Source organism: Rhizobium sp. GW821-FHT14E12 (assembly GCF_058803745.1).
Window position 1 is genome coordinate 190,274 of sequence record NZ_JBXAPH010000002.1, and the last position, 15,724, is coordinate 205,997.

The window sequence follows — 15,724 nt, forward strand, 5'->3', positions numbered from 1 at the left end:
GGCCGGCTGCGTCAGACGCCGGACTGATCGTCGCCGACGCGCGTCCAGTTCTTCACATTGTTGAGCGTGATGTCGGATTGGAACGAGACGCTGGCAAGAGCGCTGTCCGTTCTGAAAACATTCGCTCCGTTGGAGAAGGAGCCGCCGTCGATGATGACGTCGGCGTCGATCTGTTTCCCGCCGTTGGTGCGTACCAGTGACGTGAAGCCGTCGGCATCGAAATCCTTCAGGACGAAGTGGGTATCCGCGTTGATCTGGAAGATCTTGTCGGTGGCGCCCTTGGCCGAGCCGCCGAGAATGGTGACGTCGCCCGCGCTCTTAACGGTTAGCGCATCCTCTCCGACATTCAGCCAGTTGACGTTTTCGAGCGTCGCGCCGCCATAGACGTGAATGCCGTCGGCGCCGTTCTCACCCAAAGTCACATTCTGGAGCGTGGCGCCGTTTTTCAGAATGAAGATGGGTTTCTGGTCTTCCGATTGCCCGCCATCGCCCAGCTTGGAAGAGGCGGTGTAGGTCGCGCCCTTGCCGTCGAAAACACCGCCGTCGACGACGATAGGGGTGTCGACGACAATGACTTTTCCACGCTCGGAGACATCGGTCGTTTCGGGCACGGAGGCGATTTTTTCGCTGGTGGGATAGTCGCCCGGTGCGATCTTGGTCGTTTCGGAGTGGACGGGCTGGGTCGTGTTGGTGCCGTCGGCGGTCTTTCCGCTATCAGGGTTTTCGCTATCTGCCGCCAACTGTACCGGCTTGAAGCCGCTGTTCGGTGCGCCTGCATCCTTCTTGTCGCCCAGAAGCAAGGCAACGAGGTCCTTCAGGATCGAAAGCAGTTCCGGGTCCATGGTTTTCGCGGACGGGCTGCTGTCCAGCAGATCGGATATGCTCTCTTTCGTCAAAGGGCTCCCGGAAGCTCTCGGCGTAGCGTTCTTCTTGTCGCCAAGGAGCATGGTCAGAAGCTCCTTCAGAATGGAGAGGAGCTCGGGATCCATGGTCTTTGCGGCTGGACTGCTGTCCAGCAACGAGGAGACAGTTTCATCCAGCGGGCTTTCCGGCGATGTCTTCTTAGTCTCGGTTGGCTGGGAGACGGGCGAGAACGCTTCCTGCGGCTTGCTGTCCTTCTTGTCGCCGAGGAGCAGGGTCAGCAACTCCTTCAGGATGGAAAGCAGCTCCGGGTCCATGGTCTTCGCCGCCTGGCTGTTATCCAACAGGTCGGATATGTTTTCCTTCGTCAAAGGGCTGCCGGAAGCGCTCTGGCCGGCATTTTTCTTGTCACCAAGAAGCAGGGTCAGAAGCTCCTTCAGGATCGACAGCAACTCGGGATCCATGGACTTTGCAGCCGTGCTGTTATCCAGCAACGAAGAGATCATCTTGTCGACAGCGTCGTCGGGACTGGACTTGACCTCCCGAATATCGGTCGGTGCGTAGGGCTGGGTCGTCTGGTCCTGCGTATCGACGCCCTTCTTGTCACCGAAGAGCCAGTTGATCAGCTTCTTCAATACCGACTGCAGTTCGGGATCCATGCTCTGGGTGCTCGAACCTTTGTCCGCCAGCGAGATAAAATTGCTGACGGAAGGCGCCTGGCTGTCGCTTTCATCAAAGGGCGACGTCTTGCGTGTCGCCCCCTTCAGAAAGTCTAGAGCGTCGGAACGTGTGGTATCCGTCGAAATTCTCTCGTTGCCCGATGTGCGGTCGTGGCAACCGGACTCGAAATCATTGATGTTCCGATCGAAATCAATGGGCCTGTATGCGTCTATGCTATGCATTTTCTACCCCCAGTTGAACTGCTGTCTGCCCCTTGACAGTGCGGTGGACCGCCTTACCAGGGAGACCAGTCCGGCCAACCGCCCGCTGGAATGCGAGGGCCGTTGAAGAGGATGGGATCGTCGAGGAGCTTTTCGGTCTCGTCATTCATCCGGTGCGTCAGCTTGTCGAACTCGCGGGATTCCTTGATGTCGGCATAGGCTGTTATGCCGAGCCAGATTGCATTTGAAATGAGGCTGGCGACGCCCATGACCGTGCTGAACGTCTTCGTAAAGGAAAGAGCGCCGGCAAGCTCCGGAATGCCGTATTGAAGCCCCTTGGCTGCCGCGCCGATGACCGAACCGAAGCCGACGATGCTGTCGGCGATGGTCGCGATCGAATACATCGAGAGTTCGAGCGCGTCGGCGCCGCTTCTCTTGGCGCCGATCGTCCAGAATATGTCGAGCCCGATCCAGCCCACGCCGATAACGGCGCCCAAGGCGCTCGACGCCATCTTGAGTGTATCGGCGGCAAACATGGTGGACGCCTTCGCATTCCAGGAGGCTCCGTTGCCGAACAGTTTGCCGACGTCCTCGACGGTGGAGAGGAAGTGCCCGGTTCCACTCAGAATCTTCGACGCAAAGGAGGTGCCGTAGAGAACGGTCGCGGCAATGGCGTCCGGCGTGGCGTTGCGCCCGGTCGTCGCGCGATAGGCGATGACGCTGCCGTAGACGAGCGCGTTGGCGCCATCCATCAATGCGTTGAAGTATTTGTTCTTTTCCACGCCCGGAGGAGGCGTGACCTCGACCTCCAGCTTTTCCCGCAACTGCTTCATGAGGGTGGAGACGTCGCCGCCGGGCTTGGCCATGCCCCAAACGGAGGTGACGATCGACATGATGTTGATGGAAAACTGTTGCTGCGCCGGCAGATTGTTTGCGAACAGGTCCTGAGCCATCGTCGAAATGGTTGGCTGGAGCACGGTCGCGAGGTTTTCTGCTCGTTGCGTCGAGTCCAGGGTGGTAACGGCCTTCGGCCGCGTCACCTCATAGTCGCCCGAATAGTTTCCGACGAAATCAGAAAGTTTCGTCGACGCCGTTTCCACATCCTTGGTCGCGAAGGCTTCCAGCATGGCCTTGTCCCAGGCCTTGCCTTCGATGCCGAACAACGTGTTGTCGACGGTCGACTTGTAGCTTTCGTCCGCGCCGCCGCGTCCTTCCGGCTGGCGGGTATGCGTGTCCGTAATCGATCGGCCGGCGAGACCGGTGGCGGCGGCGATCATTGCCGAGATCTCACTGTCGCTATAGGTATTGAGACCCGACTGTCGAACGAAATTGCCGTTGGCGTCGCGAACGACCAGAGGCTGCGAAATATCCGAGGGCTCCGTTTGCGCGACAACGGCTCCGCCCTGAATCAGCGCGGTGACGGCATCCTCGATCGCGGCCTTGTAGTCGGCGGCGTTTACGCCGTCGGGAACGGGGACGTTCTGAAGAAGCCGGTCGAAATGTCCCTGGAAGTCGGCGGCGGACATCTCGCCACTGGTCATCTTGTCCCAAAGCGAAGGCAGGATCTCCATCACCTTGGCGGTGAAGGCGTCGGCAGCCACCTTGTTGTCGCCGAAAAACTGGTTGGCGAGCATCTCTACCGTCGGCCTGAACAACTCGCTCTTGCCCGACAGATATTTCATCTGGTCGCTGTTGTAGAGGCCGTCCCCGAAGACGGTGGTGGCGAGCCCGCTATCGGCCATCGTCGGCAACACGCTGTCGAAACCGTAGCCGTTTCTGACCGGTGTCGGCGCTGTGATCGTCAAGTCCGGGGCACGGTCGCCGACCAGATCCGTCAGCTTGGAGGCGGCGGTTTCCACGTCCTTGAAGGCAAACGCACCGCTCACTGCGCTATCCCAGGCGTGGTTTTCCGTCCCGAACATCTTCCGCTCGATCGTGGCGGTGTTGGCCGGATCGGAATCATATCGGCTCTCGCTACTGCGCGAGCTGCTGTCGGCGCGCGATCGGCCGGCAAGGCCGGTGGCAGCCGCGATCATCGCGGAAATCTCGTCCTTGCTATAGGTGTTGAGACCGGACTGGCGAACGAAATTGCCATCGGCGTCCCGAACCACGAGTGGCTGTGCGATGTCTGTCGGCTGCGCCTGGGAGACGAGCGCGCCGCCTTGAACAAGGGCGCCGACCGCTTCCCGGATGCTGGTCTTGTAGTCCGTGGCATTGACGCCGGCGGGGACCTCGATTTTCTGGAAAAGTCGGTCAAAAAGCCCGTAGAAATCGAGTGCCGAACCGCCGTTGGCCATCTGGTTCCAAGCTGTGGGGAGAAGCTCCATGACCTTCGCGGTGAAGGCGTCCGCTGCCACCTTGTTGTCGCCATACATCTGCTTGGCAAGCAGTTCTACCGTCGGTCGGAACAGCTCGGTCTGGCCCGACAGCGCCTGCATCAGGTTCTTGTCGTAGAGGCCGTCGCCGAAGACCGTGGTTGCCAGCTCGCTATCGGGAACCACCGGCAGCACGCTGCCGAAGCCGGGGAGCTTGTCGAGTGCGCTGCTATCGCCATTTGTGCTCCCCGCCAGGCCGTCGAGCGCGTCCGTAGGTGCGGAACCGTCCAGAAGGTTTGTTTGGAGGAAGTCCGAGTAGTTCTTGTCCGCTTCCGGAGCCATGCTCTTGAAGTCCGCATCGGACAGAACCTGGGAATAGAAATAAAGGGCCGACGAGTAATTGTTGAGAACCTCCTGCAGCGGTTCGCCAGCTGCCAGCCCGTCCGTCAGCATTTTACCGCTGACGACATTCGCCGCGAAATGATCCTTGAAGGCGGCATAGGCCTCGGGATTCTTGCCTTCCGCGAACATCTCCCTGATTTCCTGGAACAAGCGCTTGTTGAGAAGCGTCTGAACATCGGTATCGGCTTCCAGCGAGGAAATTGCCCGGTCGTAATCGGCTTTGATTTCCTTGTGCGTGCGCAAGACGACGCCGGCCGTCGTGTTGGCATCGGCTCCATACCAGGAATAATGTTGCCCGACGGCATCCGTGTAACCGTTGTAGTTGGCCTTCGACTGCAGGAGATCAAGGAACATGATCAACTTCTGCTCGGCCGTATATTTCGATGGGTTCTTCGCGACGTCGACGCTTTCGAAGCTGCGGTCCGCGTTCTTGTATTCCTCGACAAGGCGCTTCGTCGCCTCGTTCTGAAGATCGCCGGTTTTCGACATGTCCTGTTGCAGGAAGTCCGGATAGGTCGAGTTATTGACGGAATCCACCATATGTCTGTTTCCCTTGGATAGGTGTCGCGACTGTGTTCAGTTTCACGCCTGATCGGGCTTGTTGTTACGCAGCGTTTTCTTGCTGCACTCCGACCATGCCCACGACATCGGAGGTAATGTCGTGGTCTATTTCTTCGATTGCGACGACCGGCACGCGGCAATTGTGCCGGATCATCAATGCTTGCGTCAGGAAGCGCAGTTCGCCCGGCATGACGACGACCGGATCGAAGCCGCGTTCGTTGGCATCCGCCAGGGCATCCTTGGTTTCGTTCGCCAGTCGGCGCAGCTTTTCGCTGATCTCTTCCTTCTCCGTCTTGTCTGAAGCGTCGCCGTAAGATCGGACGAAACGTTCCCATTCCGGCGAAAGCGACAGCACGGGGAGCAGTCCCCGCTGATCGAGAAGACCGAAGGCAATCTGCCGCGACAGAGCCCACCGCGCCTTCTCGGCCAATTTGTCCGGATCCTGCTCGTGTGGCTCGATCTTGAGCATTGTCTCCAGAAGGCCGCGCGGCTGCGACAGCGTGACGCCGGAATCGAGCAGGCGTCGAATGACGGCGACCAGCAGCATCGGTGAAACCTGGGTGCGAACGTCGATGGCGAGTTTGCCCAGCCGAGGCTCAAGACTCGCAAGCCACTGCGTTGCGTCATCGACGCTGAAAATCGAGCCGGTATGACGCCGGACAATGCGAACGATATCCTGGGCGATCAGCTCCGCCGGGCGATCGGCCTTGCAGGAGATAAGCCCGGCCGGCACGTTCTCGACCTGGATATGGATCATATCCTCCCCCATGCGGGGATCGGCGTTGAATGTCGGCACGGTGATGGCGACGCCCACAGCGCGGGCCGCAACGCGAATGCGCGCATCGAGATGGCCGCCAAGATTGTCGGCCTCGAGCCGGGACATGGTGGCAGCCGAGAGCGTCGCGACGATGGGGTCGCCATATTTGGCGCGATCGAGGACGGCGGTGGCTGTGCCGTTCTGCTGATGAGCCACTCCCTTTGCGGCGTCGAGCGCCGGTGATAGGGATCTGCGCTTGCGGACCAGGACAAGCGCCAGCGTGGCAAGGCCGATGCCGATCGGCCAGAGGACGCTGGTTGGAAAGCCGGGAATGAGGCCGGCTCCCAGCGTGATCGCGGCGGCGATGCCAAGGGCGCGGGGCTCCTTCACCAACTGACGGCCTATTTCATTGCCGAGATTGCTGCTTTCGTCGGCGCTGACGCGGGTGACGACCGTGCCGGCGGCAACGGCCATCAGCATCGACGGGATCTGCGAGACGAGACCGTCGCCGATGGACAGCAGCGAATAGAGGTGGGCGGCCTCGGAGAAACTCAATCCACGCTGGAAGATACCGATCGCCAGACCGCCGAGAAGATTGACCGCGACGATCACCAGTCCGGCGATAGCGTCGCCCTTGACGAAACGCATGGCGCCGTCCATGGCGCCGAAGAACTGGCTTTCCCGCTCCAGCTGCGAGCGTCGCTTCTGCGCGGCTTCGCCGGTGATATGGCCGCTGCGTAGATCGCTGTCGATGGCAAGCTGTTTGCCGGGCATAGCGTCAAGCGTGAAGCGGGCGCCGACTTCGGCAATTCTTTCAGCCCCCTTGGTCACGACGATGAACTGAACCAGGGCCACGATCAGGAACATGATGAGGCCGACGACCACATTGCCGGCAACGACGAAGGAACCGAACGCGGAAATGATCTCGCCGGCATCGCCCTCGGCGAGCACAAGCCGCGTCGTGGAAATCGTCAAGGCGAGACGAAACAGGGTTCCGATCAGGATGACGGCGGGAAAGGTGGAAATGTCGAGCACGTTGCGCAGGTAGATCGTCGTCACCAGGACTACGAAGGCAAAGGCGAGATTGAAGGCAATCATCGCATCGATCAGCACCGTCGGCATCGGCAGCACCATCATGGCGACGATAACGGCGAAAAATCCCGCAAACAGGATATCGGTTCGTTTGGCGATGGCTGCGAATGGCGGCAGGATGCGGATCATGGATTACGCTCCTCCGTCGCCCGCGGTGCGCGCCAGCCGCAATTTCCTGTCCGGCGCGGGATCGAAGCTGATCGTGTCGGTTTCCTTGCCGCGGGCGACCACCATTTCCCCCGGGCGTATCTCCTTGATGCGCCAGTCGCCGGAAACCGTTTCCCCCTCGCGGTAGCGCCGGCCGTCATTGCCGATGATGAATTTGACAGGTGCATAGCCGGCGGCGGCGACGAAGCCGGCCAGGCCCGACGAGAGCGTCGTCATGTCGACGACAGGAACGGGGCTGCGGCGCGAAATGGCGGCTAGAATGCCGTCCAATCGTGTCTTGCTGGCAATATCGAGCGGCTTGGAGCCCTCACCAATCCGGATCGCGGCTCCATTGTCCGCGAGTTTCGCACCGAGCTGCAGGCCGGCCAGTCGCATCGCTTCGCCCAGCTCTTCGGTGATCGAACCGGCGGTCGGCTGCGGGGCAACGGTTTTGATTTGTGCCGTTTGGACGGGCGGCGCCGGCTCCCGGTCCGAACCGAAGCCGATGTACAGGAGGGGAGCTGCGAGCATCAGAAGGCAGGCGGCCACCATTCTGCGGAAGGTCAGGGGCTGTCGGGCAGGCGGATACGACGAGAGGTTCTCGATACGGCACTCGACGTCCGCGAAGCGGATGGTTTCGCTGGAGCCGATGGAAACGCGCTCGCCGTGATCCAGGACAGATTCGTTGATGGCCACGTCGTCGCGCAGTGCTTCGATGGTGGCAGTCATTCGCTTCGTCACATCGGAAACATGCAGGCGAAATGCGGGTTCCGGATCGCAGCCCAGAATGACGAAGTCACAGGTCGGCCCGCCGCCGACGGTGTATGTCCCTGGACCAAGGTCATGGACGGATGCTCGCCCGGCACGCGCGATGCGCAAGATCGGCGCGTTATTGCCGTCCGTTGTCTTGCTGGAAATGACCGATGATGGAGATGGGACCGTAGGCATGATCTTCAACGGCGGCTTCTGTTTCGGACGCCTTTCCGGCCAATCCGAGCCGTCAGACAATCACTATGATGAGGGAAAGGCGCGGTGCCATGAACGGGCTTGGTAACGAAAAAGGGAGCGGAGCCGACGATGGTCGGCTCCGCTGAAAGCATCAGCCCGGGCCGATTTTCTTGATGGCGTTGGCAACGCCGTTGATCTTGGTGATCTCGGTTGCGACCTGCAAGCTCTGAGCCGTTGCTTCGTTCTGAGCGGCCTTGAAGCTCCCGATAGCGGAGTTGATGCCAGCATCCAGAGTGGAGGTGCTGCTGGTAGGGGTTGTAGCCATTGCTTGTCTCCTTTGCGGTTAAGCAGGCACAACATTGCTTAAACGATAGTAATAATCAAGATATCGTTGTTAAATTTCGGTTAATTCGTATTTTGGATAGGGTTATCGCAATACGGATATTTAGATATTGTTGAATATCCGAAATATTATTTGAGTTAATCGATTAAATCACAAAATGATGTTAACTTTATATTAAAAAATGACAATGGCGATCTGTGATATTTATAGACGGGATGCTAGAGGTAAGCCGAAAAAGATTGGAGATCATCGTGATGAAGTTGCACGTATCATCGATTGCCCTTCTCATCGTGCTGGCGCCGTTGACGGTACAGGCGGCGGCCAGTGGGCAGGACGTACGCCTCAATGTCGTGTCCCAGCCGGTGGCCGACGTGGTGGATACCTTGTCCTTCATGTCCGGAATACCGGTCACGACCACCGGAAAGTTAACCGGTCAGGTGGAGAACTGGTCGGTGAAGGAAGAGGGCGTCGCCGCATTCGAGGCGCTCGGCCGTGTCAGCAATCTGTTCGTCGCCTTTGACGGAAGCCGGGTCATCATTGCGCCCAAGAATGAAGTCACGACCGTGGTCCTGGAGCAGAAGAGACGAGGCTGGCGCGTGACGCGGAGCGCCATCGACGCACTCTTTCCGCTCTACCCCGAAGACGCCATCCGATATGATCCGGCCAGCGACCTTGTTATCGTGCGAGGCCCCACGGCTTTCGTCTCCGCGGTCGAGATGGTGTTGAACCGATCAACCGTGGAAACGGTGCAGGTGATCAAGAGCGGCCATGTAGAAATGATCACGCCTCCCGCCGCGGCGAACTGATCATCTTGGCAACTGGTACCTCAGATGGACGATGCGAACATATTTGCGGAACTCTTGCTGATCAGAAATATCCGCGCCGACGGTCTTGCCAGACAACTCGCGGCGCTGCGTCATCGATTGGCTGACATGGAAGCCGAGACAGAGGCCCTTGCGTTGGATCTTCGCTCCACAGCCGAGCGAGCGGATGCTGCGTCGCCGACGCGGTTGATGCAGCCAGGCCGGCAGGTCAACGGGCAGGAGCTGCACACATCACTACGGCAAGCGGCTATGGTGAAGGCGGAGCTCGAGCAGCTTCACCGGCGTCAACGTTCCCTGGAGGAGGAGCGCCTCAACGTGAGGGAGTCCGCCGACCAATACGAGATAAGGCTTGCGCGCTCTATTCGTATCGTGCGGCGCACGGAATGTGTCCTGGAGAGCCTAGAGGAAGATTCGCCTGAAGCGGATGACGGCTCGGAATAGCGAGCTCATAATTGCGCAGCCAGCGGCTCGTCATATCGCATCAGCCGCCCGGCATTCGCCAGCACCAGTAGGGTACTGAAATTGTGGAGGAGGGCGGCGACGACGGCTCCCGCCGCTCCCAGAAAACCGAAACCCGCCAAAGCGACGATCGCCACGGTCCAGCCGAGGCCGATGATGACGTTAGCCCTCAATGTCCGGCGGCATAGCCTGCTGAGACGGATGCATGTACCGAGCCGTCGCAGATCGCTGCCGATCAGGATGATGTCCGAGGAGGCAAGCGCAATATCGGCGCCGCCCGCGCCCATGGCAATCCCGACGGCCCCGGCCTTGAGGGCGAGCGAGTCGTTGATCCCGTCGCCGACGACCAGAGGCTTGAAGCCGCTTTTCGTCTCGCTCAGCACGCGTTTCAGCTTGTCCGCAGGCAGGGCCTCGGCCGCGACGTCGGTTATACCGATCTCGCGTGCCAGGGCATGTGCGACCGATTGACGGTCGCCGGTGAGCAGAAGCTGCCGGTTGAGCCCGAGCGCCCGCAGCTCCGTCATCGCGACCGCTGCCTCCGGCTTGATCGTGTCCGACAGGAGAAGCCAGGCGACGAACTCCCCGCCGATGGAAAGGCCCGCGAGCGGACCGTCATGCGGAGGGACCGGGGGAACGACGACCGACAGGCGTTCGAACAATTCGGGACGCCCGAGGGCGACTTCGCCCTTTGCCGTACCTGCAACGACACCCAGTCCTTGCAGTTCCCTGACGTTCGCAAGCGAATGGTAAGCGTCATGGGCGACGAGCGAGGCCAGCGCCCGGCTGACCGGGTGGCTGCTGGCGGCGCCCAGGGAGGCGGCCAGGGCCAGAATGGTTTCCCGGTCCGTATTGCCCGTCAGCCTGATCTCCTGCAGACGAAGCCGGCCGAAGGTGAGGGTGCCGGTCTTGTCGATGACCAGGGAGGTCAGGTCTGCCAATTCTTCGAGAAATGCCGAGCTACGGATGAGGATGCCGTGGCGTGCGGCGACCGCGATGCCGGCAATCGCCGTTGCCGGCGCTGACAGGACGAGGGCGCAAGGGCAGGCCGCGACCAGGATCGCCAGCATGATCTGGTCATTATAGGTAAGGAACCAGGCAATGGCCGCTATTGTCAGCACAAAGCCCAGATATTGCTGGGCGTAGCGCTCTAGCAGCCGGGTGATCGGCGGCTTTGAATTTTCCGCGCGCTGCATCAGCGCGATGACTTTTCCGAGCGTCGAATCCTCGCCGGTTCGGGTCACCTCGATCTCGAGACGGCCGTCCAGATTGATCGCGCCGCCGAAGACCTCCATGCCCGCAGAGACTTCAAGCGGTACGGATTCGCCGGTGATCGGCGCAGTGTCGAGGCTTGCCTGTCCCTCTCTGACGCGACCATCGGCGGGAATGCGGTCTCCCGCTCTCACCTCCACCAGATCGCCTGCCTTCAGCGTGGCATTGTCGACGTCACGCGTCGAGCCGTCCGCGGTGATCAGCCGTGCGTGGCTGTGGGTCAGACGCGCCAGTGCCTCCATCGCTTCTTTCGATCCGATGACGCTGCGCTCCTCCAGCACATGGCCGAATATCATGATGATCGGGAGGAGGGCCGCGGTCAGCAGATCGCCCGTCGCCCAGGCGGCCAGCATGGCAAGAGCGATCAATTGATCGGTGATGCCATGCAGACTTGGATGACGCAGGCTATGCCAACCGGACCGTATGACCGGAACGGCAACGATCAACGAGGCCGCCGCTAGCAGAAGCTGGCTGACGCCCTCTTCGTCCGGCGCAAGCCAGCGCCATGCGATGCCGAGCGCGAGCAGGCTCAGGGCGATCATGGCAAGCGTGAGCTGAACGGCCGCCGCCTGCTTTTCGTTGGCCGTCAGCAGGCCGGCGCTGAGCACATGGCCGTGATGATGCGCGTGGCCATGGGAGCCGTGGGAATGATCGGTCGCGACACTCATTTCTCGGCTCCCTGCAGGATGAGGCGTGCATCGTCCCTGGGGTCGACCGTGACCACCGAGCCTGCCTGCGACAGGATTTTGGCAACGCGATCGCGATAGAGGCGCCAGAGGAGGCCGGGGTCGCTATCGGAGCCTTGCGCGCTTGCAAAGCCGGTGACGGTGGCCGTATCGGCGCGCGCCTTTGCCAGACGTTCGCTGGATTGGGCTTCTGCCACCTGCACGATTCGGTCGGCTTCCTGATCGGCGGCCTGCCTGTCCTTCTCCGCATCGTTCTGTGCCGACGCTATCGCCTGCTCTGCCTGCTGGCTTGCGGTCAGTACCCCGTCGAATGCGCTCACGGCCGTCGCCGGAAGCGCGGATTGAACGTCGGTGCGGTCGATCTCGATCCCGAGACCCATGCCCTTCGATTTCAAGGAGCTGAGGCTGGCGTTGATGCTGTTCACCAGGTCGGCGCGCAAGCGTTCGCGGCGCTCGGCGACATCGCTGTCGGCGGAAACCAGCTCCGGGCGGGCGACTAGAATGCTGTCCAGATCGCGTGAAGCGCAGATCACAACGGCGCTGCGGGTCACGAGGCGGTCGAGCGCCGGCAGGACATGATCCTGCTGCAGGGCATAGGCGGAGGGATCGGTCACCCGATAAAAGACGCGGATGTCGAGTTGAACGACACTGGCGTCGGCGGTCAGCAGATATCCCGATCCCGCCAGCGTGTCGCTCTCCGTTGCCGCGTCGGCCTCACCGGCCTGTGCGGTTGGCGAACGAAGCAATCCATCGATCCGGCGTTCCAGAACCGTTGCGGCGTCGGGCAGCAGCAAGACCTTTTCGAAAGGCGCGGGCAAAGCCCATAACAGGCCGGATTCCTGCACCCGGTTCAAGGCGCCCAGGCGAAAGACGACGGCCCGATTTTGCGGTGCGATTTCCCTGATATTGGAGGTCGCCCAGCCAACGGCCGCAAGCACCATGATCGCGGACAGCAGCATGGACACCAGACGAACAGCCTGATGCTGCGCTGTCGAATTCCTATCCCCGACCGCATTCATCTCTAACGTGCTCCGCCGGCCGATGCGGCGCTGGGTGGCCCATCGACCAAGGCCCGGAAAGGTGCGGCATCGGTGCGCAGGACAAGGCGCGTGTTGGAATTGACGATGGTGCCTAGTGTGTCGAGGGAGCGGAGCAGTTCGTAAAGTTCCGGCGCGCTCTTATAGGCCGTTCCATAGATCTGCGCCGCTTCGACGCGGGATTTCGCCTCTATATCGGCAGCCTTCACGGTTGCGTCCGCCTGCAACACTCTGGCGTCACGTTCGGCTGCGGAACGGATTTCCGCGGCCTGGCGTTTGCCGACAGCCGCCCGTTCGGTGGCGATCGTCTCACGCTCGGCCCGCATGCGGTCGACGGTGGCGCTCAACGTCACCGACGGCAGGGTCAGGCGTTCGATACCGACATCGACAACCTGCAAGCCATAGGTATCGAACAATTGCTGTGCGATCTGGGCCTTGAGCTGTGCCTCCAGCGCATCGATCCGCAGCTTGTTCGGATCGGGATTGATCAGCGACGACAGGTCGAAATTGCTGGCCGTGGTTTCCAGCGACGATCCGAGGAACGTGCGGATTTGCGCTGCTGCCTGATCCGGTTGGTTCTGAACCGACCGCACGAAGCGCTTGATGGCATCCGGATCGGGCGGGACCTGCCAGATCGCGTAGGCTTGCGCGATGATCCGCAACCCATCCTTGGTGCCGACATCCTGCAGGCCGCTGGACGTCGATTTGGCGCGCAGATCGACGTCGATGGTCTTTTCCAGGGGAATGGGAAGCCGGAAGGTGAGACCGGGATCGATCAGAACCCGAGCCGGATTGCCAAATCTGGTGATGATTGTCGCGGCTCCCGATCTCACCTGAACGAGGCAGGCGGCGACCAGAATGATGGCGACGACGATCATCGCAACAACCAGGCGAGACCACCGAAAGGGCATTGTTTCCTTGTGATCATCGCCGTGAGAATGATGATCGTGCTCGTGATGGTCCGAGCCCGAATGGGCGTGCGCGTCAGTCATGGGCCGGTTTCTTCGCTTTGGTATGGAGTGCCAGGCTCGGCACTTGTGTCGGGATCGACCGGCAGCATCATGCCCCGGAGATCGAGGGTCGGAGCGATGCTTCCGCCGATACGGTGATCGAGGACGAGAGCCTTTGAATGGGATAATCCCATCGTCAGTTGATTGAAGTATTCCTCTGTCAGAAACGCCTGTCCCGCCTCGTGGAAGGCCGATTTCTCTGCCTGGAAGCGTAGCTTTGCGACCTCAGAAGCCGCTATGCCTTCCCTTGCCGTCGCCGTCGCATTGTCCTGCGCGAGGCTGGCATTCAATTGCGCCTCGTTCGTCTGTTCGGCTGCTGTTCCCCGCTCGCGCGCAACCAGCGCTTCGGCGCTGATCTGCGCTGCCTGGACCCCGTGAAAGGCATTGGCCGCGCCGGCGGGTGGATGGATGGCCTCGACGACCACCGCCAGGATTTCGACGCCGCTGTTCAGCTCATCCATGTTCTTCTGGACTGCCGAGGCGATATCGTTTGCCAGCGATAACCGGCCTTCGCTCAGGACATCGTTGAGCGTTCTTCTGGCGAAATCATGCACCAATACGCGGTTCGCGGTGCTTTCGATCAAGGCTGGCAGGTCGGCGACCCGATAGGCCGCCTTCATCGCCGCCTCATCCGAAAGCCCGATGCGATAGACAAAGCGCACGTCCATGTTGACGATCTGAAAGCTTTGCTCGCCGCCAGTGCCACTGGCGATGATTTGCGATTTCTCGCTGATATGCGAAGCATCCCACAGCCGGTTCGCACTTTCCGGCGCAGGCCCTTCGGCATCGGCCAGCGCTTCGCCATCGGCGCTTGTGCTGACGGCGGTTGCCAGCTCGTGCACGCTGCCGTTCTCGATGGGAATGACACGGCCAAACGGCCAAGGAAGACCGATATGCAGACCGGAATGCAGGATGCCCTCGGCCTTGCCGAACCGCTCATACACGCCCCGGCCGGTCATCGGAATTTCGCGCACGCCGCTCAGCAGCCAGCCCAGAAGGAGCGTTCCGAGTATGATGGCTGGAGCGGCCTTTCGAATGAACGAAAAGGCCCAGATCTGCCGAAGGTCGATGCCGTGCTTGGTCCGCAACTCCGATTGAATGCTGACCAATGGTTGGGGTGGCCACTGAAGAGTGCCCGCGACAAGGCTTGTGGCGATCAATGCCGGCTCGCCGCTGTCGTTTTGCGGGCGGAACATGGAGGCGACCGCACGCAACAGGAACTCAAGCCCGACAAGCGCGACAAAGCCCCCCAACGCTGCCAGGAGTATGATGGAGAGCCCGGATCCGCGCGCGCTCAGGAACAGACAGAAGCAAGACAGGGCGAGCACGAAAATCGGCAAGCGCGCCAATTGGGCAATCGCTTTCGCCTCAGGCCATTCCACCACATCGATTGCGGCAAGCCGCCTTTCCGCCACCAGCAGAAGAAAGGCGAAAGCCAGACAGACCGCGATGATGAGAAAGGTCATCGTCCCGATCGTTACATCGTCTGCCTTCAGGCTCCATCCGGCATAGACGATCAAGCATGCGAAAAGGGAAAGGCCAAAGACCAAGAGCGGACGGGCGCCGATGCGCGACAGCAGCGACTGCCCCGCGAAGAATGCACTCCCGGTTCCGCGCCCAACCGGCTCCGACCCTTCCATGCCCTGCGACGACCATGGCGAGGTGACGACCGCAATGAGCCATTGCGTGGACCTTCCCAGCGGGATACTGGCAAGGCCGGCCTGCTCCCGACGCCACCGCGCGACGTCATGGGCAGATCGAAGCCCCGTCCCGAACAGGATAAGTGCGGCCGCATTGTTGCAGAAGAAAGCAATCCAGATCGCGTTGAGGCTGAACGTGTTTGCAATCAGAGCACAGACCAAAAGCAGGGCCGCGACAATCGCCACACTAAAGCCCTGGCTTGCAAGGTCATGGGCTTGAACCGCCGCAAGCTGGAAATTTGCTCGGTCTTTGATATCGAGGGGCTGCTGCGTATGCTTGGAAATCGTATCCTGCATTGTCGTATTCGATTGCGCTCTTTCGCGCCCGGTTGAAGGAGGCTTCGTGCCCTCCTCGTTTGCGCCGCGATGAGGTTAGATGACCGATCCCGATAAGAAGCTTCGATAGCGATGTTTGGAACATCGGGCCTCGAA

11 protein-coding genes are annotated in these 15,724 nt (G+C 60.8%); 2 read left to right on the top strand and 9 right to left on the bottom strand.

Features of this window, described 5'->3' with window-relative positions; translation table 11 throughout:
- Nucleotides 1-11: 11 nt before the first annotated feature.
- The 5 genes from AC1RO0_RS09090 to AC1RO0_RS09110 form a co-directional block, all read right to left on the bottom strand.
- Entirely contained in the window at nucleotides 12-1,763 is a 1,752-nt protein-coding gene (locus tag AC1RO0_RS09090) for a pectate lyase (RefSeq protein ID WP_498592574.1), read from the bottom strand.
- A 53-nt stretch (nucleotides 1,764-1,816) separates the two neighbouring features.
- Nucleotides 1,817-4,999, bottom strand: coding sequence for a hypothetical protein (locus AC1RO0_RS09095; RefSeq protein ID WP_498592575.1), 3,183 nt, complete (start codon nucleotides 4,997-4,999; stop codon nucleotides 1,817-1,819).
- Between the two features lie 64 nt (nucleotides 5,000-5,063).
- On the bottom strand, nucleotides 5,064-6,998 hold the full coding sequence (locus tag AC1RO0_RS09100) for an FHIPEP family type III secretion protein (RefSeq protein ID WP_498592576.1): 1,935 nt from the start codon (nucleotides 6,996-6,998) through the stop codon (nucleotides 5,064-5,066).
- Nucleotides 6,999-7,001: 3 nt separating this feature from the next.
- Entirely contained in the window at nucleotides 7,002-7,895 is an 894-nt protein-coding gene (locus AC1RO0_RS09105) for a hypothetical protein (protein WP_498592577.1), read from the bottom strand.
- Between the two features lie 220 nt (nucleotides 7,896-8,115).
- Nucleotides 8,116-8,289: a hypothetical protein gene (locus AC1RO0_RS09110; protein WP_498592578.1), complete on the bottom strand. Its 174-nt coding sequence runs from the start codon at nucleotides 8,287-8,289 to the stop codon at nucleotides 8,116-8,118.
- 272 nt (nucleotides 8,290-8,561) lie between these two features.
- On the opposite strand from AC1RO0_RS09110, the gene AC1RO0_RS09115 reads away from it, so the two are divergent.
- Together AC1RO0_RS09115 and AC1RO0_RS09120 are read left to right on the top strand one after the other, a co-directional pair.
- Nucleotides 8,562-9,113, top strand: a complete 552-nt coding sequence (locus AC1RO0_RS09115; RefSeq protein ID WP_498593356.1) for a hypothetical protein — start codon at nucleotides 8,562-8,564, stop codon at nucleotides 9,111-9,113.
- A 24-nt stretch (nucleotides 9,114-9,137) separates the two neighbouring features.
- On the top strand, nucleotides 9,138-9,572 hold the full coding sequence (locus AC1RO0_RS09120; RefSeq protein WP_498592579.1) for a hypothetical protein: 435 nt from the start codon (nucleotides 9,138-9,140) through the stop codon (nucleotides 9,570-9,572).
- 5 nt (nucleotides 9,573-9,577) lie between these two features.
- Here the strand turns inward: AC1RO0_RS09120 and AC1RO0_RS09125 are convergent, their stop codons facing one another.
- The 4 genes from AC1RO0_RS09125 to hflK (AC1RO0_RS09140) are packed head-to-tail and all read right to left on the bottom strand — an operon-like array spanning nucleotide 9,578 to nucleotide 15,589.
- Nucleotides 9,578-11,527, bottom strand: a complete 1,950-nt coding sequence (locus AC1RO0_RS09125; RefSeq protein WP_498592580.1) for a heavy metal translocating P-type ATPase — start codon at nucleotides 11,525-11,527, stop codon at nucleotides 9,578-9,580.
- Entirely contained in the window at nucleotides 11,524-12,564 is a 1,041-nt protein-coding gene (gene hflK / locus AC1RO0_RS09130) for a protease modulator HflK (RefSeq protein WP_498592581.1), read from the bottom strand. Before hflK (AC1RO0_RS09130) ends, AC1RO0_RS09125 begins: the two co-directional genes overlap by 4 nt.
- Before the next feature lie 2 nt (nucleotides 12,565-12,566).
- Nucleotides 12,567-13,574, bottom strand: coding sequence for a protease modulator HflC (hflC, locus tag AC1RO0_RS09135; protein ID WP_498592582.1), 1,008 nt, complete (start codon nucleotides 13,572-13,574; stop codon nucleotides 12,567-12,569).
- Nucleotides 13,571-15,589, bottom strand: coding sequence for a protease modulator HflK (gene hflK / locus AC1RO0_RS09140; protein WP_498592583.1), 2,019 nt, complete (start codon nucleotides 15,587-15,589; stop codon nucleotides 13,571-13,573). The genes hflC and hflK (AC1RO0_RS09140) overlap by 4 nt, the downstream gene beginning before the upstream one ends.
- Nucleotides 15,590-15,724: the final 135 nt, after the last annotated feature.